The sequence below is a fragment of the Mesorhizobium sp. Root554 genome, from assembly GCF_001427025.1.
GTDB lineage: Bacteria > Pseudomonadota > Alphaproteobacteria > Rhizobiales > Rhizobiaceae > Mesorhizobium.
The window spans coordinates 1,757,554-1,783,122 of record NZ_LMGA01000001.1; the positions used below are offsets into that span (position 1 = coordinate 1,757,554).

A 25,569-nucleotide genomic window follows, 5' to 3' on the forward strand; every position below is an offset into this window, starting at 1 on the left:
AACATCAGGAGGGTGTGATGTTTTTGCGCGCGGTCCGTTTTCTTTCCGTTTTCCTGTTTGTCCTTTCCGGCCTTGCCGGCGCGGCAATGGCCGCCGATGGCAAGAGGATCGTCACGACCGAGAATTCGGATTACTTCGGCTTCGACCTCCGGTCTTCGCAGAACGTCACGCTGGATCAGTGCAAGACCACTTGCCTGGGCGACTCCGCCTGCCGCGCTTTCACCTACAACGTCAAGGCGAAGTGGTGCTTCCTGAAATCGGACTTCAACAGGCTGAACCCGTTCAATGGCGCGGTCGCCGGCAAGGTCGTGCCCATTGACGGCGATCCCGACATCGGCGCGCCGCCCGAACTCGCCTTCTTTCCGGCCTGGATGGCCGATCAGGCGCAGCAGTACCGCAACTACCTCGCCGGCCCGACCTTCACCAAGCCGACCGAGGGCCTCTCCGCCCTGACGGAAGCCGCCGAACAGGCCGCGCTGACGGGCGACCACCGCACCGCGATGCAGAAATACGAGGCTGCGGTTTCCGCCATGCCGCAAGACGGCAACCTTTGGCTGCGGCTTACGCGCGAAACGTTGGCGGTACAGCCGACAGACAGTCAGGACACCTCGCGCCTGCAGTCTAACGCCACCTCCGCCGGCATCAGCGCCTACAATCTCCTGCGCACCACCAGAACCCGCGCCGAGGCGCTGTCGCTGATCGCCGCCGGCCTCGACAAGCGCGACCTCTACCGCCCTGCCCTGCAGGCCTATGAAGCCAGCCTGGCGCTGGTCAATTCCGCCGCCGTGCAGGCGGAGTATGACGACCTCAAGGCGCGCAAAGGCTTCCGCGTCATCGACCATACGGTCGAGGCCGACACCAGCGCGCCGCGTGTCTGCGCCCAGTTCTCCGAGGATCTGGTCAAGACCGGCATCGACTACGCCCAGTTCGTCACCGTCGACGGAGCCGCGCCCAAGGGCATCGAGGCCAAGGACAAGCAGATCTGCGTCGAAGGCCTCGAACACGGCCAGAACTACGACGTAACGTTCCGTTCCGGCCTGCCCGCCGCGATCGGCGAGGTCATCACCGCGCCCGTCGTGCTGTCGGTCTATGTCCAGGACCGTGCGCCGTCGGCGCGCTTCACCGGCGACGCTTTCGTGCTGCCGGCCGGCGCGCGGCGCGGCATTCCTGTCGTCACCGTCAACATGAACGCCGCCGACATGAAGCTCTACCGCATCGGCGACCGCTCGCTGGCCCAGCTCCTGTCGGGCTACCAGTTCCTGCGCCAGCTCGACGGCTACGACATCGATAGCATATCCGACCAGATGGGCGCGCCGGTCTGGGAAGGCCGCATGGACATCGCCGGCGATTTGAACAAGGAGGTCACCACCTCCTTCCCGGTGGACGAGGCTCTGCCGCGGCGCAAGCCCGGCGTCTATGTCCTGACGGCGCAGGCGGTCGACGACACCAGCGACACCTATGACTCGCGCGCCACGCAATGGTTCGTCGTCTCCGACATCGGCCTGTCGACCTATACCGGGCAGGACGGCCTGAGCGTCTTTGCCCGTTCGCTCGGCACCGCCAAGCCGATTGCAGGCGTCGAACTGACCCTGCTTGCCCGCAACAACGAGATCCTCGGCACCGCCACCACGGATGCCGAAGGCCGCGCCGTCTTCAACCCCGGCCTGAGCCGCGGCGAAGGCGGCATGGTGCCCGCCGTCCTGACGGCGAAACAGGGCGACGAGGATTTCGTCTTCCTCGACATGACCAAGGCCGGTTTCGATCTGTCCGACCGTGGCGTCGAGGGCCGGCCCGCGCCCGGCGCGCTCGACGTCTATGCCTGGACCGAGCGCGGCATCTACCGCGCCGGTGAGGACGTTCATGTGACGGCGCTTGCCCGCGACGGCGCCGCCAAGGCGGTCGAGAACCTGCCGCTCACCTTCATCTTCACCCGCCCCGACGGTGTCGAGGCGCGCCGCGTCATCAGCGACGGCGTGTCGGCCGGCGGTCACGCGGTCGATCTGCCGCTGGAGCCGAATGCCATGCGCGGCACCTGGACGGTGGCCATCCACACCGATCCGAAGCAGGCCGCCATCGCCAGCCAGATGTTCCTGGTCGAGGATTTCGTGCCCGACCGCATCGAGTTCGACCTGAGCAGCGACAAGACGGAGATCGCCCAGGGCGAAACCGCCAACGTCACAGTAGACGGCCGTTTCCTCTATGGCGCGCCGGCCGCCGGCCTGGCGCTCGAGGGCGAGACGACGCTTTCGGCAACGAGCACCTGGGACCGCTTCAAGGGCTATTCCTTCGGTCTCGCCGACGAAGAGGCCACCCAGCCTTCGGTGACGCCGCTGGCAGGCCTGCCGCTGGTGGGTGACGACGGCAAGGCGACCTTCCCGGTCTCCGCTGACCAGTTGCCCTCGACGACCAAGCTCGTCAACGCCAAGGTGACGGTGCGCATGCGCGAAACGGGCGGCCGCGCCGTCGAGCGCTCGCTCGACATCGGCATCCGTCCGCAGGGCAGCATGATCGGCATCCGGCCCGATTTCACCGACGAGGTGCCGCAGGGCGGCACGGCCAAGTTCTCGATCATCGCCGCCGCCTCAGATGGCAGCCGCGAGGATTTGAAGGGGGCCTTGTGGTCGCTCGTCAAGGTCGAGCGCAATTACCAATGGTACCGCAATGGCGGCTCCTGGAACTATGAGCCCGTCACCTTCACCAAATCCGTGGCCGACGGCCAGGTCGACATAGCCGCCAATGGCGAGGCGACGGTTTCAGTGCCGGTGGATTGGGGCCGCTACCGCCTGCAGGTCGAAACCGCCGATCCGGACGGCCCCGCCAGCAGCTACGAATTCGATGCCGGCTGGTACGTGGCGGCGTCCTCCACCGAAACGCCCGACGCGCTGGAAATCGCTCTGGACAAGGACGCCTATGTGCCGGGCGACGTCGCCAAGCTGCAGGTTTCGCCGCATTTCGCCGGCGAGCTTCTGGTGACGGTCGGCGCCGACAGGCTGCTCAAGACGATGTCGGCGACCATCCCGGCTGGCGGCGGCACCGTCGATATCCCCGTCGGCGAGGACTGGGGTGGCGGCGCCTATGTGACCGCGACCCTCTATCGTCCTGGCGACGCGCAGGAAACGCGTATGCCGGCCCGCGCCATCGGCGTGCACTGGCTCAAGATCGATCCAGGATCGCAGAAGCTCGCCGTTGCCCTGACGCCGCCAGAAAAGACCGAGCCGCGCCGCACCCTTTCGATTCCCGTATCCGTCGAGGGCGCGGGGAATGAACCCGCCTATGTCACGGTAGCGGCGGTCGATGTCGGCATTCTCAACCTGACCAACTACAAGGTTCCCGACCCCGAGGACTGGTATTTCGGCCAGCGCATGATGGGGCTGGAACTGCGTGACATCTATGGGCGGCTGATCGACGGTTCGCTGGGCGCGGCCGGGCGGCTGCGCACCGGCGGCGACGGCGCCAACATGCAGTCGCAGGGCAGCGCGCCGAAGGAAAAGCTGGTCGCGTTCTTCTCCGGCCCGGTGCAGCTCGATGCCGATGGCAAGACGACGGTCGATTTCGACATACCGCAGTTCAACGGCACGGTGCGGGTCATGGCGGTCGCCTGGACGAAGAAGGCCGTGGGCCATGCCGACACCGACGTCATCGTCCGCGACCCGGTGGTGATCACCGCCGGCCTGCCGCGTTTCCTTGCGCCGGGCGACGCCGCCACCATGCGGCTCGATGTCGCCAACACGGACGGGCCGGAAGGCGACTATGCCGTGTCGATCGATTCGACGGGCGGGCTTTCGATCGGCGACGACGGCGTGCCGGAAAAGCTGACGCTCGCCGCCGGCAAGCGCCAGACGTTCGCGGTGCCGCTGATCGGGGTCACTGCCGGTGACGCCTCGATCACCGTCAGGCTTGCCCATGAAGGCGGCCCTGACATCGAGCAGACACTCTATCTTCCGATCCGGCCTTCGCAATTGCCGGTCACCAACCGGATGGTGGTGGACCTGAAAGGCAATGGCGGGTCGCTGCGCATCGACCGCGAGCTTCTCGCCGCCAGCATCCTGGAAGGCGCGTCCGTCAGCGTCGGCGTCTCGCAGACCTCGGCCTTCGACGTGCCGTCGCTGCTGCTCTCGCTCTACAAATACCCCTATGGCTGCGCCGAGCAGACAACCAGCACGGCCATGCCGCTGCTCTACGTCAACGAGATGTCGGGGCCGTATGGCATCACCATCGATCCCGAACTGCGTGACCGCGTGCAGAAGGCGATCTACCGCGTGCTGAGCTATCAGGCTTCCGGCGGCAGCTTCGGCCTATGGTCGCCGGGTTCCGGCGACCTGTGGCTGGACTCGTATGTCACGGATTTCCTCACCCGCGCCCGCGAACAGAAATATGAGGTGCCGGCGGCGGCGTTCACGCAGGCGCTCAACAATCTGCAGAACTCCGTTGGCTACGATCAGGACGTGCAGGACCGCGGCAGCGAGATCGCCTACGCGCTCTATGTTCTGGCCCGCAACAAGAAGGCATCCATCGGCGATCTGCGCTACTATGCCGACACCAAGCTCGAAGCCTTCACCAGCCCGATGGCGGTGGCGCAGCTTGGCGCGGCGCTCGCCCTCTACGGCGATGCGCAGCGTTCGGAGGCGACGTTCCAGTCCGCGCTGCGGCTGGCGAAATCGACCCCCGACTACAACTACTACCGCTCCGACTACGGCTCGCGGCTGCGCGACGGCGCCGCCATGCTGGCGCTGGCGGCGGAATCGAATCCGGTGCCGTCCGTCGTGCCGGAACTGGTCAGCTACACGACCAGGGCCCGCGCCGACATGCGTTGGACCAGCACGCAGGACAACGCCTGGATGCTGCTCGCCGCCCGCGCACTGAAGGAAGGCAACGACTCGATCAAGCTCACCATCAATGGCCAGGCGCACAAGGGCGCGTATTCTTCCGACATCGCCGGCAGCAACCTTGTCGACAGCCCGCTGACGGTGGCGAACACCGGCAAGGATCCGCTGCAGGCGGTGGTGACCACGGTGGCGGCGCCCACCCAGCCGCTGCCTGCCAGCGGCGACGGCTACACGATCGAGCGCACCTACTACCGGCTCGACGGTTCGGAAGCCAACGTCACCGAGGCGATGCAGAACGAGCGCTATGTCGTGGTGCTCAAGGTCTACCAGCAGAACGACTGGCCGCAGCGCATCCTCGTCACCGATCTTTTGCCGGCCGGTTTCGAGATCGACAATCCGGGCCTCGTCTCCAGCGCCAACCTGACCAGCTTCCCCTGGCTGGCGCAGACCAACGCCGCGCATCTGGAGTTCCGCAACGACCGCTTCGTCGCCGCCTTCGATCCGGAAGCCGACGACGGCGACCGCTCCAAGACATTGGCCTATGTGGTGCGGGCGGTGACGCCGGGCGTCTACGCGCATCCGGCGGCGAGCGTCGAGGACATGTACCGGCCGCAATATTCGGCCCGTACAGCCATGGGGATGATGGAAGTGAAGGCGCCGTGAGGCGCTGTCGCCGATAGCCAATGATCCAATTCTCAGTGGCAGCGCACCCCCACCCCTATCCCCTCCCCACAAGGGGGAGGGAGACGCCGACGCGACCGCTTCAGCCGAAATCTCCATGGCAGACCGATAGTGGCGCTGCCGCAGAATCCCCCTCCCCCTCGTGGGGAGGGGACAGGGGTGGGGGTGCGCTGCCCTTCGCGACAAACCTGCCGCCTGCAGAGGGAAGGTAAGGATGAGGAGCAGCGCCATGCTTTCTCAAAAAGCCCTTCGCTACGTCGCCTGGAGCAGCACCACCGGCGTCGCCGTCCTCGCCCTCGCCGCCGTCACCCTCTGGCAGCTCGACCGGGCCTTTCCGCCGCCCCTCCCCGCCAAGCCCATCGTCTCCGCCGAAGTGCTCGACCGCGACGGACAGCTCCTGCGAGCCTTCGCCACGCCGGACGGTTACTGGCGGCTGGCAACAAGCCCCGGTCAGGTGGACCGGCAGTTCGTCGACATGCTGGTTGCCTATGAAGACAAGCGCTTCTGGGATCATTCAGGCGTCGACCTGCTGGCGCTCGGCCGCGCCGCGCTGCAATTCGCCGGCAATGGCCGAATCGTCTCCGGCGGCTCGACGCTGTCGATGCAGCTCGCCCGGCTGATCGAGCCGCGCGAAAGCCGCAGCGTCTGGGCGAAGCTGCGCCAGATGGCCCGAGCCATCCAGATCGAACGGCGGCTGTCCAAGACCGAAATCCTCGAGCGTTACCTGACGCTCGCGCCCTATGGCGGCAATCTGGAAGGCGTGCGCGCCGCGTCGTTGGCCTATTTCGGCAAGGAGCCGAAACGGCTCACCGTCTCCGAGGCGGCCCTGCTGGTGGCGCTGCCACAACTGCCGGAAAAACGCCGGCCGGACCGCAATCTGCGAATCGCACAGGCCGCGCGCGACCGCGTGCTTGACCGCATGGTTTCGGCCAATCTTCTGGGCGAACGCGAAGCCCAGCGCGCCGCGCTCGAAGCGGTGCCGGAAGTCCGCCGCGCCCTGCCCGCTCTGGCGGCTCACGCGGCCAACGCCGCGGTCGCAAAAGCAGCCACCGGCGAGCCACCCCGCCTGACGATCAGGAAGAGCGCGCAGCAAGGGCTTGAGGCCGTGGCGCGAGACGCCGCCCGCAAGCTCGGCCCGAAACTGTCCGTCGCCATGGTGCTGGCCGACGCCCGCACCGGCGAGATCCTTGGCGAAGTCGGCTCTGCCGATTTCTTCGATTCCAGCCGTTCGGGCTGGATCGACATGACGAAGGTGCTGCGCTCGCCCGGCTCGACCCTGAAGCCGTTCATCTACGGTCTCGCCTTCGAGCAAGGCATGATCGCCCAGGAAACCATGATCGAGGACCGCCCCGCCGATTTCAGCGGCTACCGGCCGAAGAACTTCGACATGGGCTATCAGGGCGACGTCACCATCCGCCAGGCGCTGCAATTGTCGCTGAACGTGCCGGCCGTCCGCGTGCTCGACGCCGTCGGGCCGGCGCGGCTGGCCGCGCGGTTCCGGCAGGCCGGCGTCAATCCCGCCCTGCCCCTCAACGAGCCCCCCGGTCTCGCCATCGGGCTCGGCGGCGTCGGCATTTCGCTGCGCGATCTCGTCCAGCTCTATACCGGTCTCGCCAATGGCGGGAAGGTGCATCCGCTGCGCGACGGGGCCGAGACGACGCGGCCGGCGGACTTCACCGCCACCATCCTTGACGGGCAGGCGAACTGGCAGATCGCCGACATCCTGTCCGGCGTGAAGCCGCCGCAGGGCGCGTTGCAACGCGGCATCGCCTACAAGACCGGCACCTCCTATGGCTACCGGGACGCCTGGTCAGTCGGCTTCGACGGACGCTATGTGCTGGGCGTCTGGGTCGGCCGCGCCGACGCCAGCGCCATACCCGGCCTTTCCGGATATGTCTCGGCGGCGCCCATCCTTTTCGAGGGATTCGAGCGGTCCGGCCTGGCGTCGGTGGCGCTGCCCTCACGGCCGCCCGGCGTCTTCCTGCCGAAACGCGACCAGTTGCCGGTCACGCTTGCCCGTTTCGGCAGCGATGCCGCGAACGCCATCGGCCCGGCCGAGCCGGCGCCAAAAATCGTCTTTCCGCCTGACGGCGCGCGCGTCGATCTGGGTGCTGCCACCGCCAGCGCCACGCCGCTGGTCCTGAAGCTTCAGGACGGGCGCGCGCCCTTCCGCTGGCTGGCCAACGGCAAGCCGCTGACCGGCCGCGACCGCACCCGCACGACGACCTGGCTGCCGGACGGCGCCGGTTATTCGACGCTGACCGTCATCGATGCCGCCGGCCGCGCCGCCAGCGTCAAGGTCTTCGTCGAATAGGCGTCGTGTTCTCAGGTTCAGGAAGCACGAGAGCCTGCATCCGATCACCAGCAGTCCTGCCAAATGAGTAAAATATTTTCTTATCCTGCAAAGAAGGACCGGGAATTTTCTCCCGAGCGCCAAACTTGGCAAGCTTCATTGCATCCAATTTCTACAATTTCGATAGAGTAAAAGCAGTTCCGCACGGAGGCTTTTATGACCAACCTTCCTATCAAGACGCTGCTCGCTGCGTTCGTCGCAGGTTCCGTTCAGTTCGGCGCCCTCGGTTTTGCCTTTGCAGACTCGACGCTGCTCAATGTTTCCTACGATCCAACCCGTGAGCTTTACAAGCAGTTCGACGAGGTGTTCAGCGCCCACTGGAAGGCCGAAACGGGAGAGACCGTTACCATCCAGCAATCCCATGGCGGCTCCGGCGCGCAGGCCCGTTCCGTCATCGATGGGCTGGAGGCCGACGTGGTGACGCTGGCTCTGGAAAGCGACATCAACGCCATCGCTGACAAGACCAGGAAGATAAAGCCCGACTGGCGCGGCCAGTTCGAGAACAATTCGGCGCCCTACACCTCGACCATCATCTTCCTTGTCCGCAAGGGCAATCCGAAAGCCATCAAGGACTGGGGCGATCTGGTCAAGGACGGCGTCCAGGTCATCACCCCCAATCCCAAGACCTCGGGCGGCGCCCGCTGGAACTACCTGGCGGCATGGGCCTACGCCAATGCGCAGGACGGGAATGACGAGGCCAAGACCAGGGAATTCATCGCCAAGCTTTTCTCCAACGTGCCCGTGCTCGACACCGGCGCGCGCGGCTCGACCGTGACCTTCGCCCAGAAGGGCTTGGGCGACGTGCTGCTGGCATGGGAGAACGAAGCCTTCCTGGCGCTCGACGAGTTCGGCGCCGACAATTTCGACATCGTCTATCCGTCGAGTTCCATTTTAGCCGAACCGCCTGTCGCCATCGTCGACGCCAATGTCGACGCCAAGGGCACGCGCAAGGTGGCCGAGGCCTATCTGCAGTACCTCTATTCCAAGGAAGGACAGGCGCTGATCGCGAAGAACCACTATCGTCCCGCCAAGCCCGACCTCGTTCCGGCCGAAGATCTGGCCTGGCAAAAGGACCTCAAGCTGGTGACGATCGACGACCCCCAGTTCGGCGGCTGGAAGAAGGCCCAGCCCTACCATTTTGGTGACGGCGGCATATTCGACCAGGTCTACAAGCCCGCCCAGTGACGCGCGGCGCGCGTGGTTCGACACCCGAGATCAACTTTCTGGGTTGGATTTCGAACCGAGTTGTTGCAAGCAGGCCATGAAAGAAGGGACCCTCTTTAAGCCATGACCCCAGCACCCGCCCAGGCGGGGTGGAAATTCAGGCAGCCGAGCGTCATTCCCGGTTTCGGGTTGACGCTCGGCTTCTCGCTTGTCTACCTCACGCTCATCATCCTGATCCCCTTGTCCGGTCTGGCATGGCGCTCCGCCGCGCTCGGCTGGTCTGATTTCTGGCGCATCATCACCGACGACCGTACGCTGAAGGCACTGGAGATCAGCTTCGGTACCGCGTTGATCGCGGCGGCGATCAATGTCGTCTTCGGCACCCTCGTGGCGTGGATCCTGGTGCGCTACCGCTTTCCGGGCCGCCGCATCATCGACGCGATGGTCGACCTGCCCTTCGCCCTGCCAACTGCGGTAGCGGGCATCGCGCTCACCACGCTCTACGCGCCGAACGGACTGCTAGGCAAGCCGCTGATGGCACTTGGCATCAAGGTGGCCTACACGCCGCTCGGCATCGTCATCGCGCTTGTCTTTATCGGTCTTCCCTTCGTCGTGCGCACCGTGCAGCCGATCATGGAAGAAATCGACAAGGAGGTCGAAGAGGCCGCGGCGACGCTCGGCGCCAGCCGCTTCCAGACCATTACCCGCGTCCTGTTTCCCGGGCTTGCGCCGGCCATCGTCACCGGCTTCGCTCTCGCATTCGCGCGCGGTGTCGGCGAATACGGGTCGGTCATCTTCATCGCCGGCAATTTGCCCAAGGTTTCCGAGATCGCGCCGCTGCTGATCATCATTCGCCTCGAGGAGTATAACTACGCCGCCGCGACCGCGATCGCCGCGGTGATGCTGGCCATCGCCTTCGCGATGTTGCTGGTCATCAACCTCCTGCAGTCATGGAGCCGCAAGCGTTATGGCTGATCCCTCAATCCAGACATATGCTCCGCCGTCGGAAGCTGCGACCGCCGCCGTCACGGAAAGCCCGGTGGCGCGGGCCGTCCTGATGACGGTCGCCTTCCTTTTCCTCGGCTTCTTCCTCGTCCTGCCGCTCATCATCGTCTTCCAGCAGGCTTTTGCCAAAGGCATGGGCACCTATCTGTCGTCGCTCAACGATCACGATACGCTCGCCGCCATCCGCCTCACCTTGCTGGTGGCGGCCATCGCCGTGCCACTCAATCTGGTCTACGGCGTCGCCGCGGCCTGGGCGATCGCCAAGTTCGAGTTCAAGGGCAAGGCATTCCTGACCACGCTGATCGACCTGCCCTTTTCGGTGTCACCCGTCATTTCGGGCCTTGTCTACGTCCTTTTGTTCGGCGCCCAGAGCATGCTCGGGCCATGGCTGAAGGCCAACGGCATCGAAATCCTGTTTGCCGTGCCCGGCATCGTCCTGGCGACCGTCTTCGTCACCTTCCCTTTCGTGGCGCGCGAACTGATCCCGCTGATGCAGGAGCAGGGCACCGGTGACGAGGAAGCCGCGCTTTCGCTGGGCGCCAATGGCTGGCAGACCTTCTGGTATGTCACGCTGCCCAACATCAAATGGGGGCTTCTCTACGGCGTGCTCCTTTGCAACGCCCGCGCCATGGGCGAGTTCGGCGCGGTCTCGGTGGTGTCCGGCCACATACGCGGCGTGACCAACACCATGCCGCTGCATATCGAAATTCTCTACAACGAGTACAACGCCGCCGCCGCGTTCGCCGTGGCGTCGCTGCTGGCGGGCCTCGCCCTCGTCACGCTTGTCTTGAAAACCATTCTCGAGCTGCGCTACGGCGCCGAGCTCGCCGCGACGCGCGGGCATTAAGAAGGTAGGAAGTCATGGAAGTTCGCGCTGTCAACGTGCGCAAGGAGTTCGACCGGTTCCCGGCGCTGCACGATGTTTCGCTCGACATCCGGTCGGGCGAGCTGATCGCCCTGCTCGGCCCCTCCGGTTCCGGCAAGACGACGCTGCTCAGGCTGATCGCCGGGCTGGAGCGCCCGACCCGAGGCGCGATCTTCTTCGGCGACGAGGACGCCTCGCACCGCTCCATCCAGGAGCGCAATGTCGGCTTCGTCTTCCAGCACTACGCGCTTTTCCGGCATATGACGGTGGCCGACAATATCGGCTTCGGCCTCAAGGTCCGCCACGGCGCCGACAGGCCTCCGGCCAGGGAAATCCGCCGCCGCGCTTCCGAGCTGCTCGATCTCGTCCAGCTCTCCGGCCTGGAAAACCGCTATCCGGCGCAGCTTTCCGGCGGCCAGCGCCAGCGCGTCGCACTGGCCCGCGCCATGGCGATCGAACCGAAAGTCCTGCTGCTGGACGAACCGTTCGGCGCGCTCGACGCGCAGGTCCGCCGCGAACTGCGCCGCTGGCTGCGCGACATCCACGACGCCACCGGCCACACCACCGTTTTCGTCACCCACGATCAGGAAGAAGCGCTCGAGCTGGCCGACCGCGTCGTCGTCATGAGCCAGGGCCGCATCGAGCAGGTCGGCACCGCGGACGACGTCTATGACACCCCTAACTCACCCTTCGTCTACGGCTTCATCGGCGATTCCTCGACGCTTCCGGTCAAGGTCGAGGACGACCAGATCTGGCTGGCCGACCGTCCGATCGGCATCAGCGCCCAGGGTTTCGCCGCCGGTCCGGCCACCCTGTTCTTCCGCCCGCACGATATCGAACTGCTGGACGGATGCAGCGGCTGCATCGCCGGCACCGTCGTCAGCAGCCGCCGTGTCGCGGGCACGCGCCGCGTCGAACTGGAGGTCGGCGGCGAACAGCATCGCGTCGAAATCGAGCTGCCCGTCGATCACCCCGCGGCGCAGAAGAGCCGGGTCGCGTTTCGCCCGCGTAAGTGGAAACTGTTTCCTACAGAAACGGCATCCTAGTAACGAGGCACAGGGCGGATCGGGTTTTGTGGAATACAATTCCTGGAACGCCTCATTAAAAACAACGAAGTTCCACTGGCGGCGACTCTATCAGTCCGCCATTGCTCGCCTTGTCGGGGCCGGCCGCTATGGTGCTAGCCATCTCAGCACCGTTCCCTATGGAGTCCCCGATGAAACGCCTCGCCCTCGCCGGCACCATTCTTGCCGGCTTCCTGTTCGCGACCGGAGCCGCCTCGGCCGCCGACAAGCTGCTGAACGCGTCGTATGACGTCGGCCGCGAATTGTTCGTCCAGATCAACGAGGCATTCGTCGCCAAACACCCCGGCGTGACCGTCGATCAGTCGCATGCCGGCACGTCGAAGCAGGCGCGTTCCATCGTCGAAGGGCTTGGCGCCGACGTCGTCACCTTCAACCAGGTTCCGGACATCGATTTTCTCGTCAAGAACGGCTACGTGAACGCCGATTGGCAAAAGGCGTTCCCGAGCAACGCCTCGCCCTTCTATTCGCTGCCGTCCTTCCTCGTGCGTGCCGGCAATCCGAAAAACATCAAGGACTGGGACGATCTCGCCCGCGACGACGTCCAGGTGATCTTCCCCAATCCCAAGACCTCGGGCAATGCCCGCTACACCTATCTCGCCGCCTACGCCTATGGGCTGGAGAAGTTCAACGGCGATGCCGCCAAGGTGAACGAGTTCATCGGCAAGATCTTCAGCCATGTGCCGGTGTTCGACACTGGCGGCCGCGCCTCGACCACCACCTTTGCCGAGCGCGGCATCGGCGACGTGCTCATTACCTTCGAGTGCGAGACGCAGGGCATCGCCCGCGAATATGGCACCGACAAATACCAGCAGGTCGTGCCGTCGGTCAGCCTTCTGGCTGAGTTTCCTGTGGCCGTCGTCGAAAAGGTGGTAAAGGATCACGGCACCGGTGACGTGGCCAAGAGCTATCTCGAATTCCTCTACACACCCGACGGCCAGGAGATCGAAGCCGAGAACGGCATGCGTGTTCGCGACGAAACGGTCGCCGCCAAGTTCAAGGACAAGTTCCCGAATGTCCGGCTGGTCACCGTCGAGGACGTGTTCGGTGGCTGGAAGAAGGTCCAGACCGACCACTTCGCCGAGGGCGCCCTGCTCGACCAGATTTACGGCAGCCGCTGATCCGGCCCTCGGCAGACAAAACAGCCGGCGCAAGCCGGCTTTTTTGTCTTGGCCGAACGGACACGCGATTTCCGGACCCCTTGCCCGCGCTATTCATAACGCACGAAAAATAAACGTCTTTTCTATTGTATCTGTTGCTGGGCGATTTTATTGCTGTTGGAAGCTGCGGCGTTCACGTCATCATTTGCACACAAACAAAAGCGAAACGCGGCTTTTCGGGATCGGACTGTTTCTGGAATGCTGACCAAAAAGGGTAAGTACGGGCTCAAGGCCCTGGTTCATCTGTCCAAGATGCCAGCCGGACAGCTTGCCTTCGTGGGCGACATCGCTGCCTCCAACAACATCCCGAAAAAATTTCTCGACGCCATTCTGGGCGAGTTGCGCAATGCCGGTTTCGTCCAGAGCCGCAAGGGCAAGGACGGCGGCTATCGGCTCGCCCGCCCCGCCGCCGAGATCAAGATCGGTCACGTGGTGCGCGTGCTGGACGGCCCGCTGGCGCCGCTCTCCTGCGCCAGCCGCACGCAATACCAGCGTTGCGAGGATTGCAACGAGGCGAACTGCGAGGTCCGGCACATGATGCTGGAAGTCCGCCACGCCATCGCCGAGGTGCTCGACAACCGCAGCCTCGCCGCCATGCGCGATGCCGACAATGACGACTTTCCGCCGGAAGTCATCTCGCAGATCTGACCGCCACGCGCCCGGCCCGGCCCGCTCCAGCGATCACAACAGGCCGATCAGCCACCACCAGGCGGCGTTGATCGGCACGACGATGAGCAAACCCAGGGATCCCGTGACAAGACAATATTTGGCCACGACGGAACGATTGAGACCTGCAAGTTCCCCGCCGAACAGGATCGGTGGCGACTGATAAGCCAGAAACGTCGTGGAATAACCCATGACCTGGCTCAGAAGACCCATCTTCAGCAAACTGCCACCGGCCAGCAAATTGGCCGCGAATGGCGTGAAAAGGGCCGGCGCGGCATTCGACGTGACGACGAAGCAGATCACGATCGAGACGGCGACCAGGACGATATACGCCACCAGCGGATTCTGGGCCCATCCACCCTCACCGAGCGCCGCCAACGGCGTCAGGTCGACATGTCGCACAAGCGCAGTCAGCCCGATGATGGCGGCAATGAACCACAGGAGGTCCATTTTCTGACCGTTGCCGAACGCAACCATTTTGTCGGCATGCGAGGTCAGCAGGTAGGCCAGCGAAAAGCCGAGCCCTACCCAGCCCGGCGCGATGTGATGCAGGGAATCCGTGAACCAGAAACCCAAAGTCGCCAGCAGCAACACGGAAACTCTCATCTCTTCCCGCGACAGGGATGTAGGCTTCGATTGCGGCGGCTCCGCAGAGACGGTGTCGGCGAACATCAGGAAGGATGTGCCGACGAGGACCGCGCCCCGCGCCAGCACGCCGGCCGGAAAGAAGGTATAGAGATATTCCGAGAAGCTGAGGTGCAAGCCAAGGCTCTGTTCCAGAACACCGGCCATGATGATGTTCGGGAGATTTGCCGGCAGGACCGCGCCGGCGAGTTCGAAAGACCCGACGATGACCAGGAGCAGGATGCCGTCGCGGCCGCGCCGGGAGCCATCCAGCCCCGCCACCGAGCAGTAACCTGCCGCTATCGGCACCAGAATCGCGATCCGGCCGAAGGTCGACGGCATCACGAGCGACAAGGCGAAGCTGATGACCGCGAAGGCAAAAAGCGCGCGCAGATAGGATCGTCCTATCAAACCGGCCAAGATCGTGCCCAGCCGCCTGCTGAGGCCGCTTTCCTTCAGGGCAAAACCGATGACGCCGCCGCTGAAGACAAGCCAGAAGGCACTGGATGCAAAGCCGGAGAAGATTTCTGCAACCGGCACCGTCGTGAGGGTAACGGCGAGAAAGAAAAACGTCAGCGATACGATATAGCCCGGAACGATCTGCGTCGCCCAAAGCATGATGCAGACATAGACGATGCCAAGAATACGCGCTTCCTGGCTGGAGATGATGCCGGAGGCCGCAAGCAGGAGTACTCCGAATACCCCCGCCAGCAGAGACACGCCGACGGCCACTTTCATATGTTTGGCCATTGGACGTCCATCCGCGAACCATCTCCAGTTCCTGCCAGGATCGGAGCTTCATGACTTACGGCTTCGCGTCGTCTCATACTCGATGCTTTCTCCCGCCCGTAAGGTTGCCCCTCCGTTGCTCCATTCGCGTCGGGATGGACGCGCGGGGAGGATGAGCATCCAGGGAAAATCGGCACAATTCCAAATTGATCTTGCAGCACTCTCATAATCGTATATCATATAGAAAAATTGTATATCATATATCAAGCTACTTTCCTGGAGATTGTGATGTCAGACGGAGGAAATCCGCTGCGGGGATCGTCAGTTTACGTACTGGAGCAATTGCGTGATGCCATCACCAGCGGCACTCTGCGGCCCGGGTCGCCAATCCGGCAAAGGCAGATCGCTGACCAGTTCAAACTCAGTCATATTCCGGTTCGGGAAGCACTCTGGCAGCTGGAGTCCGAAGGGCTGGTCGTCGCTAGCCACAACCGCGGCATGACCGTGGCCTCGCTGACCGAAGCGGAGGCTTTGGAACTGACTGAGTTCCGCGCCCTCCTTGAAGAATATCTGGCAAGACGATGTGTTCCCCGCCTCTCCGACACCGACCTGGCACAGGCTGAGCAAGCCATCGCCGCGATCGATCGTGCCCAGAACACCACCGAAATCGTCGAGTTCAACTCGGCCTTCCACCGGATCTTGTATCAGCGGGCCGATGCTCCGCATTTCCTGCGGGCCGTCGAGCAGGCCCGCGTCAATCTGGGCCGCTATCTGCTGATGACCTGGAGGAGAGAGGGCCAGACAGACAGGTCACAGGAAGAGCACCGTCAAATTCTGGAAGCATGCCGCCGGGGCGATGCAGAAGAGGCGGGTCGCATCATGGCCACCCACGTGCGGGCTGTAGGCGAATCCGTCGTCCGGCTTATTCGGGAGCAAGCTCAGACCCTATGAGCCTGTTCCGACATCGGCGTGCGCCCGAGCACATCGCCATCTCCACCACCCCGGTCGCCGGCGCCTGGAAGGGCACGGTCCGCGTCGCCGAACATTGGCCTGGCGATGACGAGCGACCGTAACGGCGCGCTCGGCATACATTCTCTCGGCATACATTCTTTTGAGTGACGGCATTCGCCGCCGCGATCATCGCTTGGCGCCAACGACCTTGTCCGTATTGGCCAGGAGTCTGCGCACGGCATCCCGCGCCGCGTCGGGCTGCCGCAGGCGAATGTGCTTCTCGATCCGCTCATGCAATTGCTGCGCCTGCTCGATGTCGTCGCCGGCGCGCGTTGCATAGACGAAAAGATGGTTGAGCGCGGACTCGATCAGCACGCCAAGCGGCACCAGCAGATCGTTTCCGGCGGCCCGCAAGATCGCCAGATGAAAGCGCGTATCGGCATGGGTGCGCATCTCCAGCGATGCGGCCTGGCGCATGTCACGGCACGCCTGGCTGATTTCCGCCATCTGCTCGTCGCTGCGGCGCAGCGCGGCATAGGCCGTGGCCTCCGGTTCGATGATGTGGCGAAACTCCTGCACCGTGCGCAGAAATGTCTCGCTGCCGGGCGACGTCGCGTACCAGGCCAGCACATCGCGATCCAGAAGGTTCCAGCGCTCGCGTGGCTCGACCCGGCTGCCGACCTTCGGCCGTGACGCCAGCAGCCCCTTGGCCATCAGCATTTTGATCGCTTCACGAACGGCCGAGCGACTGACATCGAAGATTTGCGCCCATTGCGCTTCGTTGGGAAGGACCGCGCCAGGCGCATAGTCGCCGCGCACAATCCGCGATCCGATTTCGTTGGCCACGGTCGCATGTACGCTGGTGCCCCGCTCTCCCATGGAAGCGAGCGGTTTGAGACCGCCCGTCCTGGTCGATGCCGCCGTTGGTTTTCTGCCTGCCATGCTTCCCCCATTGGCCGCGCCGGGTGGATCCATTCTAGCGGCTTGCGATGGCGGCGCTATCCCATCGCCGCTTCCTGCGAGCATCGAAGTACGTTCGTTCGATTGAAACGAACGATTCCACACATAAATTGCGTTGGAATTGGCCGGGATAGAATGTCATTCCGATATACTGAAAATCAGAGTACGTCTTTCCATGACTTCAAGCGCCGCCAGCAACACGCTCCTCCCGCAAGCGCTCATTCTGCCGGATCGGCAGTCTCCGAAGACATTGCTGTCGGGCGTCCTGCTGGCATTGATCGTCTCCGGCGCGGCCTTTACCGCCCGCAATCTGCCGGGTCTCGGCTTCCTCAGCCCGATGATCCTGGCTGTGATCATCGGAGCCTTGTTCTCCAACATCGCCGGCCTGCCGGCGCATCTCAAACCCGGTGTGGGCTTCTGCCAGCGCAGCCTGCTGCGCCTTGCCATCGTGCTTCTGGGGTTTCAGCTCACTGTCGGCCAACTCGTCTCCGTCGGTGGCAAGGGCGTCGCCATCATCGCGGCGGCGCTGGTAGGGACATTCCTGTTCACCAGAACGCTCGGCCGGCTGCTCGGCGTCGACCGCAGGCTGGCCGAACTGATCGCCGCCGGCACCTCCATCTGCGGCGCCTCAGCCATCGTCGCCACCAACACCGTCACCAGAGGCTCGGAGGACGAGGTCGCCTATGCCGTCGCAGCCATCACACTCTTCGGCACGCTGGCGATGCTTCTGTTCCCGCTGCTCGGCCCCCATCTCGGACTGGACCAGCATCGGTTCGGCCTGTGGGCCGGCGCGTCGATCCACGAGATCGCGCAGGTGATCGGCGCCAGCTTCCAGAATGGCGCGCAATCCGGCGAGATCGGCACCGTCGCCAAGCTGGCCAGGGTGGCGATGCTGGCGCCGGTGGTGATCCTGCTTGGCCTGTTTTCCCGGCGCGGCACCAAGGACGGCGTGACGGCCCGCCCGCCGGTGCCGTGGTTCATCTTCGCTTTCATCGCCGTCGTGGCCCTGAACAGCGCGGTGGAAATCCCAGCCAGCCTGACGACGGCAATCGCGCCGATAACCACCTTGATGTTGACCATGGGCCTCGCCGCCATGGGCCTGCAGACACGGTTCTCGCAGATCCGCGCCCTTGGCTTTCGTCCCTTGCTGCTTGCATTTTCCGCATCCGTCTTTATCGCAGGGTTCAGCCTCTTGCTGCTGAAGCTCGTGTGATCAAGGGAACAGGATGACGCTGGAGCAGTTGCGGATCTTCGTCGCCGTCGCCGAGCGCGAGCATGTCACCCAGGCGGCGCGCGACCTCAACCTGACGCAGTCGGCGACCAGCGCAGCCGTCGCAGCACTCGAAGCGCGCTACGCCACCAAGCTCTTCGACCGGGTCGGACGGCGCATCTCGCTGACGGATGCCGGCCGGCTCTTCCTTGTCGAGGCTAGGGCCGTGTTGGCCCGCGCCTCGGCTGCGGAACTTGTCCTTGCCGATCTGGCCGGGTTGCGGATCGGCTCGCTGGCGCTGGCCGCCAGCCAGACAGTGGGCAATTACTGGCTACCCAAATTCATCCACCGGTTCCAGTCCGCCTATCCTGCCCTCTCGGTCACGCTCGCCATGGGCAACACCGAAACCGTCGCCGAACTGGTGCGGGATGGCGCCGCGACACTCGGTTTCGTCGAAGGAAAGGTCGAGGAGCCGGCGCTGACCGCCACCTCGGTTGGCGAAGACGAGATGCTGCTGATGGTGCCGACAACCCATTCATGGGCAAAGGCGAAAGCGTCCGACATCGATTTGCGCGACGCACGCTGGGTGTTGCGCGAACACGGCTCCGGCACGCGCGCCATCCTGGAAGGCATGTTCAGGCAGGCCGGAATTGCCTTGTCCGAGATGGACGACGCGCTTGTCCTGCCGACCAACGAAGCTGTGCGAACAGCGGTTGAAGCCGGCGCCGGCGTTGCCGTCCTGTCGAAACTGGTCGCCACCAATGCTTTGCAGGCGGGCAATCTGGTTGCCGTGGACTTTCCCGTTCCGCGCCGCGAGTTCTTCATGCTGCGCCACAAGCAGCACTACGTCACCGCCGTGGAACGCGAATTCGTCGCCATGGTCGGCCAGCAGCGCCCGGCGGGTGCGTAGCCCTCAGGCGATCAGGACGCGGGGATCGAGCCGGCCGTTGAACGGCATATCGACCAGGAAGGTTTTACCGCCATCCGGATCGGCGGCCCGCTCCGCCTCGTTCATGCCTTTCCAGGCGGACGTGACGGCGAGGCGGCTGGCATCCTTGCCGAAGAATGCCGGGCATGAGGTCTGGCGGGCTGGAATGGCGATCGAGCGCAGCAACTTGCCCTCGGGCGAATAGGCGTTGACCGCATTGCCGCCCCAGGCAGCGTTCCAGACGACGCCGTCGCGGTCCACGACGGACCCGTCGATATATCCGGCGACTTCACCTTTGCGATTGTCGACGAACACCTGCGGCTCGCCGACCGGCAGGCCATTTTCCGGATCGCACGCCACGCGCATCAGAAGCGCCGTCTCGGTATCGGTATAGTAGGCTGTCCGGCCGTCTTCGGTAAAACAGATCGAGTTCGGGATGCTGATCCGGTCGTACAGCTTGCGGACCTCGCCTTTGAAGAACCAGTATATCGCCCCCCTGCCCTTGGCCTCGGTCTTGGCCATGGTGCTGAACCAGAGTGCCCCGCTCGGGTGTACGCGCGCATCGTTCGAGCGGGTTTCCCGGTTCTCCGCCTCGACCGCCGTGTGCAGCGTCATCTTGCCGGTCGCCGCGTCGCGGACATGAAGCCCGGTCTCGGTGGCGATCAGCTGGCGCTTGTCGTCGATGATGGCGATGGCGCTGGCCATCAGGCCAAGGTCATGAACCTGCGTCTCGCCGCCGTCGCGCTGCGCAAGCATCCGGCTGTTGACGATATCGAACCAGAACAGCGTGTCGCTGCCCGGATCATAGCTCGGCCCCTCGCCAAGCTGGCAAACCTGCTGCGAAAGAACGGAGACCGTATAGCTCATGCCGCTCCCCCGAATGCCGCATCCCAGGCTGCGACGGCGGCCTCGGCGCGGGCCTTGACCTGCGCCACCGTCATGCCGGGCTTGAACAGGCTGCTGCCGAGACCGAACACCGAAACGCCGGCGGCCTTGTAGCCGGCGAAATCAGGCTCGGAGACGCCACCGACGGCGCCGACGATCGCATCCTTCGGCAGCACGGCGCGCATGGCGTTGATGCCGGCGGGACCCAGCACGCTGGCCGGGAAGAATTTCAGCGCCGAAGCGCCGAGCCGTATGGCCTGGAAGGCTTCGCTGGGTGTGAAGACGCCGGGCATCGTCACAAGCCCATGCTTGGCGGCCTGCGTCATCACCTCGGCATCGATGTTCGGGCTGACGAGCAAGCGACCGCCGGCCTTGGCCAGATTGTCGACGTCGGCTGCCGTCAGCACCGTGCCGGCGCCGACAAGCGCGCTGTCCGGCAGCGCCTCGACGATCCGGCCGATGGAAACGAACGGCTCCGGCGAATTCAGCGGCACCTCGATTGCCTCGATGCCGGCAGCGTGGATGGCGTGCGCCATGGCGACAGCCTCGTCCGGCGTCAAGCCGCGCAAAATGGCGACGAGCCCGCGCCGCAACTTGGGGAATTCGGCTGTCTTGGTCATGCGCTCGCTCCTGCGATCATTCCATTCTGACGCGCCGCTTCGAACAGGCCGGCGCGCACGGCATCGTCGGCATCGACGGGATTGATGGCAATGCCGGCAAGGCCCAGTGCTGCACCGTAGAGAACGCCGAGCGGACCGGAGGCGACAAGCGTGACCTCGCTTCCCTCGATCCTATAACGCTGCCGCGCCGAAGCGATTTCGGCGCCGATCAGCAGCCCCGACAGGGTGGCAGCGGCATCGGCAGCCCCAAGCCCGTGCAGCAGGCCGCCGGCGCGGATGCCAAACAGCCGGGAAAGGATGTCGCCGCCCTCCGAGAACGCGATCTCGCAGGATTTACGGAACACGGGATCGTCGGCGGCAACGCTCGCCGGCTTTTCGCCGAGCGAATGGCGCAGGATCGAATGTTCGGCAAGCACCGAATAAAGTTCACCGGTCGGCCAAGTGCCGAAACCCGCCACAGTGCCGTCCCTCACCGACACCCATTTGGAATGGGTGCCCGGCATGCAGACGGTGTGCGTCCCGGTGGCCGGCAGTCCAGCGCCCGCAAGCTGCGTTTCCTCGCCGCGCATGACGTCCGGCCGGTCGGCCAGGCGCTGCGCCAGGCCGGGCACGATGCGGATATCCCGGCTCTCGCCCGGGATGCGGGCCGCGCCTTTCAGGATCGCCTTGATGGAAGACGGCACGTCGACATAGGGCGCTTCGATCCAGCCTTGCCGGGACCCGGCCATGCCGCAAATGACCACCGGCAGGTCGCCCGGCGCCTGCAACTGCGCGAGATGGCCTTCCAGTACATTGGAAAAGCCTGCCTTCTGCGCCGTGATCAGGCCATCGTCGCCGCGCCTTTCGGCCAGCGGCGCGCCCGATCGATCGAGCAGCCAGACGCGCAGGCGCGTCGTGCCCCAGTCGACAGCTGCGACCGCAACATTTCCGCTCAATCCAACTCTCCCTGCGACAGCTCGACCAGCCGCTGTTGACCCTATTCTTCAGACAATTGCAAGGATCATGAAAAGGGACCGCGTCCGGGCGCCGCCCACCGTCGCGCCTTCGAAGCCGCAAAAAGAAAGGGGCGCCTGGGCGCCCCTTTCCGTGTCGACTCAAAGCCGGATCAGAACGGCGAATCCGGGAAATAGAAGCTCTCGGCGTTTTCCTTGGTCACCAGCGTGGCGTCCAGGATGTAGGTGCCACTAACCGGAACCTGATCATAGAAATTGGAGGCAGTGAGCTGCATGGCGGTGCCGATCATTGCCGGCGGATAGAGAACGTCCACCGGGATCAGCTTGTCGCCGTCCATGACCTTCTTGACCATGTCCTTCGAGCCGGCGCCGGCGACGACATACTGGATGTCGGTGCGCTTGGCCTGCTCGATGGCCTGCAGCACGCCGACGGCCATGTCGTCGTCCTGGCACCAGACCACGTCGATCTTCGGATATTTGGTCAAATAGTCCTGCATGACCTTGAAGGCGTCGTCGCGGTTCCAGTTGCCGAACTGGCGGTCGAGAATCTTGACGTTCGAGCCTTCGATGCCCTTGTCGAAGCCGTCCTGGCGCTGCTGGTCGATCGGGATCGGCAGGCCACGGATGACGACGACCTGCGCGTCCGGCGTATTTTCCTTGATGTACTTGCCGGCGACTTCGCCAAGCGCCGGATTGTTGCCGGCGATATAGATGTCACGGACGCTGTCGTCATTGGTGCTTGGCGCACGGTCGACCAGCGCGACGAACTTGCCCTTGCCCTTGACTTCCTTGATCGCGTTGACCAGCGGGTCCGGATCGGAAGGAAGGATGACGAGGGCGTCGATGCCCTGCGTCGCCAGGTCCTGCACCGCATTCGCCTGGCTGGCGGCATCCGGCGAGGTCTTGACGATGACATTGAGGCCCGGATGCTCCGCCATGAGCAGCTTGGCCACGCGCTCGGCGTGATAGACGACGCCCGCCGTCCAGCCATGGTCGGCGGCCGGAATGGAAACGCCGATCGTTACTTTCTTGTCCTGAGCGCTTGCCACGCCCATCAGCGCCGCCATCGCGACAGCGGTTAAACCCAATATTGCCTTGCGCATTTAATTCCTCCCAGTGGTTGGGTCTGACTGACGTGAAGCCGGGCGACCCGGAAATTACCGGCCTCTATGATTTTCGCACCAGTGAACGTTGCACCAGCATCGCGATGATGATGATCGCGCCCTGTATGGCGCCGATCAGATATTCGCTGACGAAGTTCGACAGCAGCATGATGTTGCCGACAATCTCCAGAATGAAAGCGCCGCAGATGGTGCCCCATATCCGGCCGACGCCGCCGCGCAGCGCCGTACCGCCGACAACGACGGCTGTAATGGCCTGCAACTCCCACATCAGCCCTGTCGTGGCCGATGTCGAGCCCAACCTTGGTATGTAGAGCAGGCACGCGACCGCGACGCAAAGCCCCTGGATGACATAGGTGATGGTGCGGACGCGGTTGACGGGAATGCCGGAATAGCGGGCAACGTCCTCGTTGGAGCCCACCGCCAGAACGTGTCGCCCGTAGCGCGTGCGGTATAGCACGAAGGCCGCCAGCGCCCCTGTTATGAAAATGGCGATGATGGGGAACGGCACGCCGAAAATCTCGCCGAAATAGACCGGCCGATAGAGCGACTGCACGTCTGGCGAGCGCAGCGTGATCGCCCCGCCCTGCGACAGCCACGTCGTCAGGCCGCGATAGATGCCCATCGTGCCAAGCGTGGCGATGAAGGGTTCTATGCGCCCGACCGTGGTGATCAGCCCGTTGGCGAGACCGCAGGCCGCGCCGATGGCGAGCGCCAGCACCATGGCGGCGACCAGCGTCATCATCGGGTCGGCCAGGGCGCCGCTGTTCATGAACATGATCGTCAGGCTGGCGACAAACGCCACCATGGAGCCGACCGAAAGGTCCAGCCCGCCAGCCGAGATGACGAAGGTTGCGCCGACCGCGATGATGGCGATGAACGCGCTGCGGGTAATGACGTTGAGCAGATTGTCGATGCTGATGAAATTGGGATTGGCGAAGGCGCCAAGGATCAAAAGCAGCGCCAGCGCCACGAACGGCGCGACCGCTCTCAGATCGACGTCTTTCCACGACCGGCGGACCTTCGGACTTGCTGCTGCCGTGTCGGCCATCATTCCTCCCCAGATCGCATGTTCAAGCCGCTTCGCCGGTCTTTACGCCGGTCGCCAGCACCACGATTTCATCTTCGGTCATGTGTTCGCCCGCCACCTCGCCGACGATCCGCCCCCCGCGCATGACGATGATGCGGTCGCAGATACCGATGAGTTCCGGCATTTCGGAGGACACGACGATGGTGGAGCGTCCCTCCTGCGCCAGCTTGGCGATGAATTTGTATATCTGCTCCTTCGTGCCGATGTCGATGCCGCGCGTCGGCTCGTCGATGATGACGATGCCGGGATCGAGCATCATCATCTTGGCCAGCAGGAGCTTTTGCTGGTTGCCGCCGGAAAGCTGCCCGGCCAGCAGATCCTTGCGCCCGGTGCGGATATCGAACTCGCTGATGGCCTGATCCAGCGCCGCGCGCTCGCGCGCCCGATCGACCTGCAGCCCCCGCACGAACTTGCCGAGCGAGGCCAGTGTGAGATTCTCGCGCAGGTCCTTCGCCAGCAGAAGGCCTTTGCCTTTGCGGTCTTCGCTGATGTAGGCGATGCCGGCCTTGAGGCTGGCATGGACATCGGAGAAATGCACCGGCTTGCCGGCCAGTCGCAAGGCGCCGCGCCCCGGCCGCAAACCGACGATGCCCTCCATCAGTTCGGTGCGCCCTGCCCCGACCAGCCCGGCAAAGCCGAGGATCTCGCCCTTCTTGAGCTGGAAGGAGGCGTGCTGCGCGTAGCCGGGGACGGAAAAATCATCGACCTCCAGCACGGTTTCGCGCGCCGCCACCGCTTCGCGGTCGGGATAGAGCTTGGCGACATCGCGCCCGACCATCAGCCGGGCCATATCGACCGGCTCGAGTTCACTGGCGGGCCGCGTCGCCACCAGCTTGCCGTCGCGCAGGACAGTGACCTTGTCGGCGATCTCCTTCACCTCCTGCAGGCGATGGGAAATGTAGAGCACGCCCGTGCCCTTGGCGCGGATATCGGCGATGACCTTCAGCAACGCGTCGGTTTCGACCGGCGTCAGCGATGCCGTCGGCTCGTCGAAGATGACGACGCGGTGGGGAACCAGCAGCACCCTGGCGATCTGCACCAGCTGGCGCTGGGCAATGGAGAGCCTGCCGACGACAACATCGGGAGCGATGTCGCCGCCGAGATCGCGAACCGCCTGCCGCGCACCCTCGTTCATGGCGCGGTCGTCGACGACCAGACCCTTGCGAAGCTCGCGCCCGAGATAGATGTTCTGCGCTACCGTCAAATCAGGCGCGAGCAGGATTTCCTGGTGGACGAGCACGATGCCGCGGCGCTCGGCGTCCACAGGTCCGGAAAAATGCACGGGCTCGCCGTCGATCCGCAGTTCGCCGCGTGTCGGCTGCAGATGCCCCGACAGCACCTTCATCAAGGTCGACTTGCCGGCGCCGTTCTCGCCGATGATGGCGTGGACTTCACCGGCGTTCACGCCAAGCGCAATATCCTTCAGAACCTCCACCGGGCCGAAAGACTTCGACAGGCCGATGGCCTGCAGAACCGGGCTGCCGGAGCTGACCGAAGCGGGCGTCGCGTCAGGGTTCATCCCTTCGCGGTCCACGCAGAAACGGTATGAGCGCACCGGTATGGAATACCGGCTGGTTCATGGTTCATCGTCCGATATCTCCTCCGCACGGACCGTGCAGCGCCGCTTTCGGCGTTCGCTGACACGAAAACTTATGCAAGGCGGAGGCGTTAGCCAAGTCCGTTGAGGGAAATTGGC

The 25,569-nt window shown here is 64.3% G+C and carries 20 protein-coding genes; 12 read left to right on the plus strand and 8 right to left on the minus strand.

What is annotated here, in order from left to right; genetic code table 11:
• The first annotated feature begins 17 nt into the window (after nt 1–17).
• The 8 genes from ASD44_RS08450 to ASD44_RS08485 all read left to right on the plus strand — a co-directional run bounded on the left by ASD44_RS08450 (nt 18) and on the right by ASD44_RS08485 (nt 13,784).
• Nucleotides 18–5,489, plus strand: a complete 5,472-nt coding sequence (locus ASD44_RS08450; RefSeq protein WP_056110640.1) for an alpha-2-macroglobulin family protein — start codon at nt 18–20, stop codon at nt 5,487–5,489.
• A gap of 247 nt (nt 5,490–5,736) precedes the next feature.
• Complete coding sequence (gene pbpC, locus ASD44_RS08455; protein ID WP_244478737.1) at nt 5,737–7,821, plus strand: penicillin-binding protein 1C; 2,085 nt, start codon at nt 5,737–5,739, stop codon at nt 7,819–7,821.
• Between the two features lie 195 nt (nt 7,822–8,016).
• Entirely contained in the window at nt 8,017–9,045 is a 1,029-nt protein-coding gene (locus ASD44_RS08460) for a sulfate ABC transporter substrate-binding protein (RefSeq protein ID WP_056110644.1), read from the plus strand.
• 102 nt (nt 9,046–9,147) lie between these two features.
• On the plus strand, nt 9,148–9,999 hold the full coding sequence (cysT, locus tag ASD44_RS08465) for a sulfate ABC transporter permease subunit CysT (RefSeq protein ID WP_056110646.1): 852 nt from the start codon (nt 9,148–9,150) through the stop codon (nt 9,997–9,999).
• Entirely contained in the window at nt 9,992–10,876 is an 885-nt protein-coding gene (gene cysW / locus ASD44_RS08470) for a sulfate ABC transporter permease subunit CysW (protein WP_056110648.1), read from the plus strand. Before cysT ends, cysW begins: the two co-directional genes overlap by 8 nt.
• 14 nt (nt 10,877–10,890) lie before the next feature.
• Nucleotides 10,891–11,940: a sulfate/molybdate ABC transporter ATP-binding protein gene (locus tag ASD44_RS08475; RefSeq protein WP_056110650.1), complete on the plus strand. Its 1,050-nt coding sequence runs from the start codon at nt 10,891–10,893 to the stop codon at nt 11,938–11,940.
• 170 nt (nt 11,941–12,110) lie between these two features.
• Nucleotides 12,111–13,097 (plus strand): sulfate ABC transporter substrate-binding protein, encoded by a 987-nt coding sequence (locus tag ASD44_RS08480; RefSeq protein ID WP_056110652.1) that lies wholly within the window; start codon nt 12,111–12,113, stop codon nt 13,095–13,097.
• 237 nt (nt 13,098–13,334) lie between these two features.
• Complete coding sequence (locus tag ASD44_RS08485; protein ID WP_056110654.1) at nt 13,335–13,784, plus strand: Rrf2 family transcriptional regulator; 450 nt, start codon at nt 13,335–13,337, stop codon at nt 13,782–13,784.
• Nucleotides 13,785–13,817: 33 nt separating this feature from the next.
• Here ASD44_RS08485 and ASD44_RS08490 read toward each other — a convergent pair whose 3' ends face one another.
• The gene (locus ASD44_RS08490) at nt 13,818–15,176 is read right to left on the minus strand and encodes an SLC13 family permease (RefSeq protein ID WP_156459813.1); all 1,359 of its coding nucleotides are present in this window, start codon (nt 15,174–15,176) and stop codon (nt 13,818–13,820) included.
• Nucleotides 15,177–15,443: 267 nt separating this feature from the next.
• Here ASD44_RS08490 and ASD44_RS08495 point away from each other — a divergent pair, with 267 nt between their 5' ends.
• Together ASD44_RS08495 and ASD44_RS18865 are read left to right on the plus strand one after the other, a co-directional pair.
• Complete coding sequence (locus ASD44_RS08495) at nt 15,444–16,106, plus strand: GntR family transcriptional regulator (protein ID WP_056206764.1); 663 nt, start codon at nt 15,444–15,446, stop codon at nt 16,104–16,106.
• Complete coding sequence (locus tag ASD44_RS18865) at nt 16,103–16,228, plus strand: hypothetical protein (RefSeq protein ID WP_274533094.1); 126 nt, start codon at nt 16,103–16,105, stop codon at nt 16,226–16,228. Before ASD44_RS08495 ends, ASD44_RS18865 begins: the two co-directional genes overlap by 4 nt.
• A gap of 64 nt (nt 16,229–16,292) precedes the next feature.
• On the opposite strand, the gene ASD44_RS08500 is transcribed toward ASD44_RS18865, so the two are convergent.
• On the minus strand, nt 16,293–16,985 hold the full coding sequence (locus ASD44_RS08500) for a FadR/GntR family transcriptional regulator (protein ID WP_244478826.1): 693 nt from the start codon (nt 16,983–16,985) through the stop codon (nt 16,293–16,295).
• 256 nt (nt 16,986–17,241) lie between these two features.
• Here ASD44_RS08500 and ASD44_RS08505 point away from each other — a divergent pair, with 256 nt between their 5' ends.
• Together ASD44_RS08505 and ASD44_RS08510 are read left to right on the plus strand one after the other, a co-directional pair.
• Nucleotides 17,242–18,279, plus strand: coding sequence for a YeiH family protein (locus tag ASD44_RS08505; protein ID WP_156459814.1), 1,038 nt, complete (start codon nt 17,242–17,244; stop codon nt 18,277–18,279).
• 13 nt (nt 18,280–18,292) lie between these two features.
• Nucleotides 18,293–19,186: a LysR family transcriptional regulator gene (locus ASD44_RS08510; RefSeq protein ID WP_056110660.1), complete on the plus strand. Its 894-nt coding sequence runs from the start codon at nt 18,293–18,295 to the stop codon at nt 19,184–19,186.
• Between the two features lie 3 nt (nt 19,187–19,189).
• On the opposite strand, the gene ASD44_RS08515 is transcribed toward ASD44_RS08510, so the two are convergent.
• From ASD44_RS08515 to ASD44_RS08540, 6 genes are all read right to left on the minus strand, one after another.
• Nucleotides 19,190–20,071 carry an SMP-30/gluconolactonase/LRE family protein gene (locus ASD44_RS08515; RefSeq protein ID WP_056110662.1) on the minus strand — a complete coding sequence of 294 codons (882 nt, stop codon included), beginning with the start codon at nt 20,069–20,071 and terminating at the stop codon, nt 19,190–19,192.
• The gene (locus tag ASD44_RS08520; RefSeq protein ID WP_056110664.1) at nt 20,068–20,709 is read right to left on the minus strand and encodes a 2-dehydro-3-deoxy-6-phosphogalactonate aldolase; all 642 of its coding nucleotides are present in this window, start codon (nt 20,707–20,709) and stop codon (nt 20,068–20,070) included. The genes ASD44_RS08515 and ASD44_RS08520 overlap by 4 nt, the downstream gene beginning before the upstream one ends.
• On the minus strand, nt 20,706–21,644 hold the full coding sequence (locus ASD44_RS08525) for a 2-dehydro-3-deoxygalactonokinase (RefSeq protein ID WP_056110666.1): 939 nt from the start codon (nt 21,642–21,644) through the stop codon (nt 20,706–20,708). The genes ASD44_RS08520 and ASD44_RS08525 overlap by 4 nt, the downstream gene beginning before the upstream one ends.
• Nucleotides 21,645–21,814: 170 nt before the next feature.
• The gene (locus tag ASD44_RS08530; protein ID WP_056110668.1) at nt 21,815–22,765 is read right to left on the minus strand and encodes a substrate-binding domain-containing protein; all 951 of its coding nucleotides are present in this window, start codon (nt 22,763–22,765) and stop codon (nt 21,815–21,817) included.
• Between the two features lie 64 nt (nt 22,766–22,829).
• Nucleotides 22,830–23,834 carry an ABC transporter permease gene (locus tag ASD44_RS08535; protein ID WP_056115734.1) on the minus strand — a complete coding sequence of 335 codons (1,005 nt, stop codon included), beginning with the start codon at nt 23,832–23,834 and terminating at the stop codon, nt 22,830–22,832.
• A gap of 22 nt (nt 23,835–23,856) precedes the next feature.
• Nucleotides 23,857–25,392, minus strand: coding sequence for a sugar ABC transporter ATP-binding protein (locus tag ASD44_RS08540; RefSeq protein ID WP_056110670.1), 1,536 nt, complete (start codon nt 25,390–25,392; stop codon nt 23,857–23,859).
• Between the last annotated feature and the right edge of the window lie 177 nt (nt 25,393–25,569).

Coding starts and splice junctions, on each gene's coding strand:
- ASD44_RS08505 (WP_156459814.1), top strand. CDS start 17,242: ATGACTTCAAGCGCCGCCAGCAACACGCTCCTCCCGCAAGCGCTCATT.
- cysT (WP_056110646.1), top strand. CDS start 9,148: ATGACCCCAGCACCCGCCCAGGCGGGGTGGAAATTCAGGCAGCCGAGC.
- ASD44_RS08485 (WP_056110654.1), top strand. CDS start 13,335: ATGCTGACCAAAAAGGGTAAGTACGGGCTCAAGGCCCTGGTTCATCTG.
- ASD44_RS08520 (WP_056110664.1), bottom strand. CDS start 20,709: ATGACCAAGACAGCCGAATTCCCCAAGTTGCGGCGCGGGCTCGTCGCC.
- cysW (WP_056110648.1), top strand. CDS start 9,992: ATGGCTGATCCCTCAATCCAGACATATGCTCCGCCGTCGGAAGCTGCG.
- ASD44_RS08530 (WP_056110668.1), bottom strand. CDS start 22,765: ATGCGCAAGGCAATATTGGGTTTAACCGCTGTCGCGATGGCGGCGCTG.
- ASD44_RS08510 (WP_056110660.1), top strand. CDS start 18,293: ATGACGCTGGAGCAGTTGCGGATCTTCGTCGCCGTCGCCGAGCGCGAG.
- ASD44_RS18865 (WP_274533094.1), top strand. CDS start 16,103: ATGAGCCTGTTCCGACATCGGCGTGCGCCCGAGCACATCGCCATCTCC.
- ASD44_RS08500 (WP_244478826.1), bottom strand. CDS start 16,985: ATGGGAGAGCGGGGCACCAGCGTACATGCGACCGTGGCCAACGAAATC.
- ASD44_RS08535 (WP_056115734.1), bottom strand. CDS start 23,834: ATGGCCGACACGGCAGCAGCAAGTCCGAAGGTCCGCCGGTCGTGGAAA.
- ASD44_RS08490 (WP_156459813.1), bottom strand. CDS start 15,176: ATGGCCAAACATATGAAAGTGGCCGTCGGCGTGTCTCTGCTGGCGGGG.
- ASD44_RS08450 (WP_056110640.1), top strand. CDS start 18: ATGTTTTTGCGCGCGGTCCGTTTTCTTTCCGTTTTCCTGTTTGTCCTT.
- ASD44_RS08480 (WP_056110652.1), top strand. CDS start 12,111: ATGAAACGCCTCGCCCTCGCCGGCACCATTCTTGCCGGCTTCCTGTTC.
- ASD44_RS08460 (WP_056110644.1), top strand. CDS start 8,017: ATGACCAACCTTCCTATCAAGACGCTGCTCGCTGCGTTCGTCGCAGGT.
- ASD44_RS08475 (WP_056110650.1), top strand. CDS start 10,891: ATGGAAGTTCGCGCTGTCAACGTGCGCAAGGAGTTCGACCGGTTCCCG.
- ASD44_RS08515 (WP_056110662.1), bottom strand. CDS start 20,071: ATGAGCTATACGGTCTCCGTTCTTTCGCAGCAGGTTTGCCAGCTTGGC.
- pbpC (WP_244478737.1), top strand. CDS start 5,737: ATGCTTTCTCAAAAAGCCCTTCGCTACGTCGCCTGGAGCAGCACCACC.
- ASD44_RS08495 (WP_056206764.1), top strand. CDS start 15,444: ATGTCAGACGGAGGAAATCCGCTGCGGGGATCGTCAGTTTACGTACTG.
- ASD44_RS08540 (WP_056110670.1), bottom strand. CDS start 25,392: ATGAACCCTGACGCGACGCCCGCTTCGGTCAGCTCCGGCAGCCCGGTT.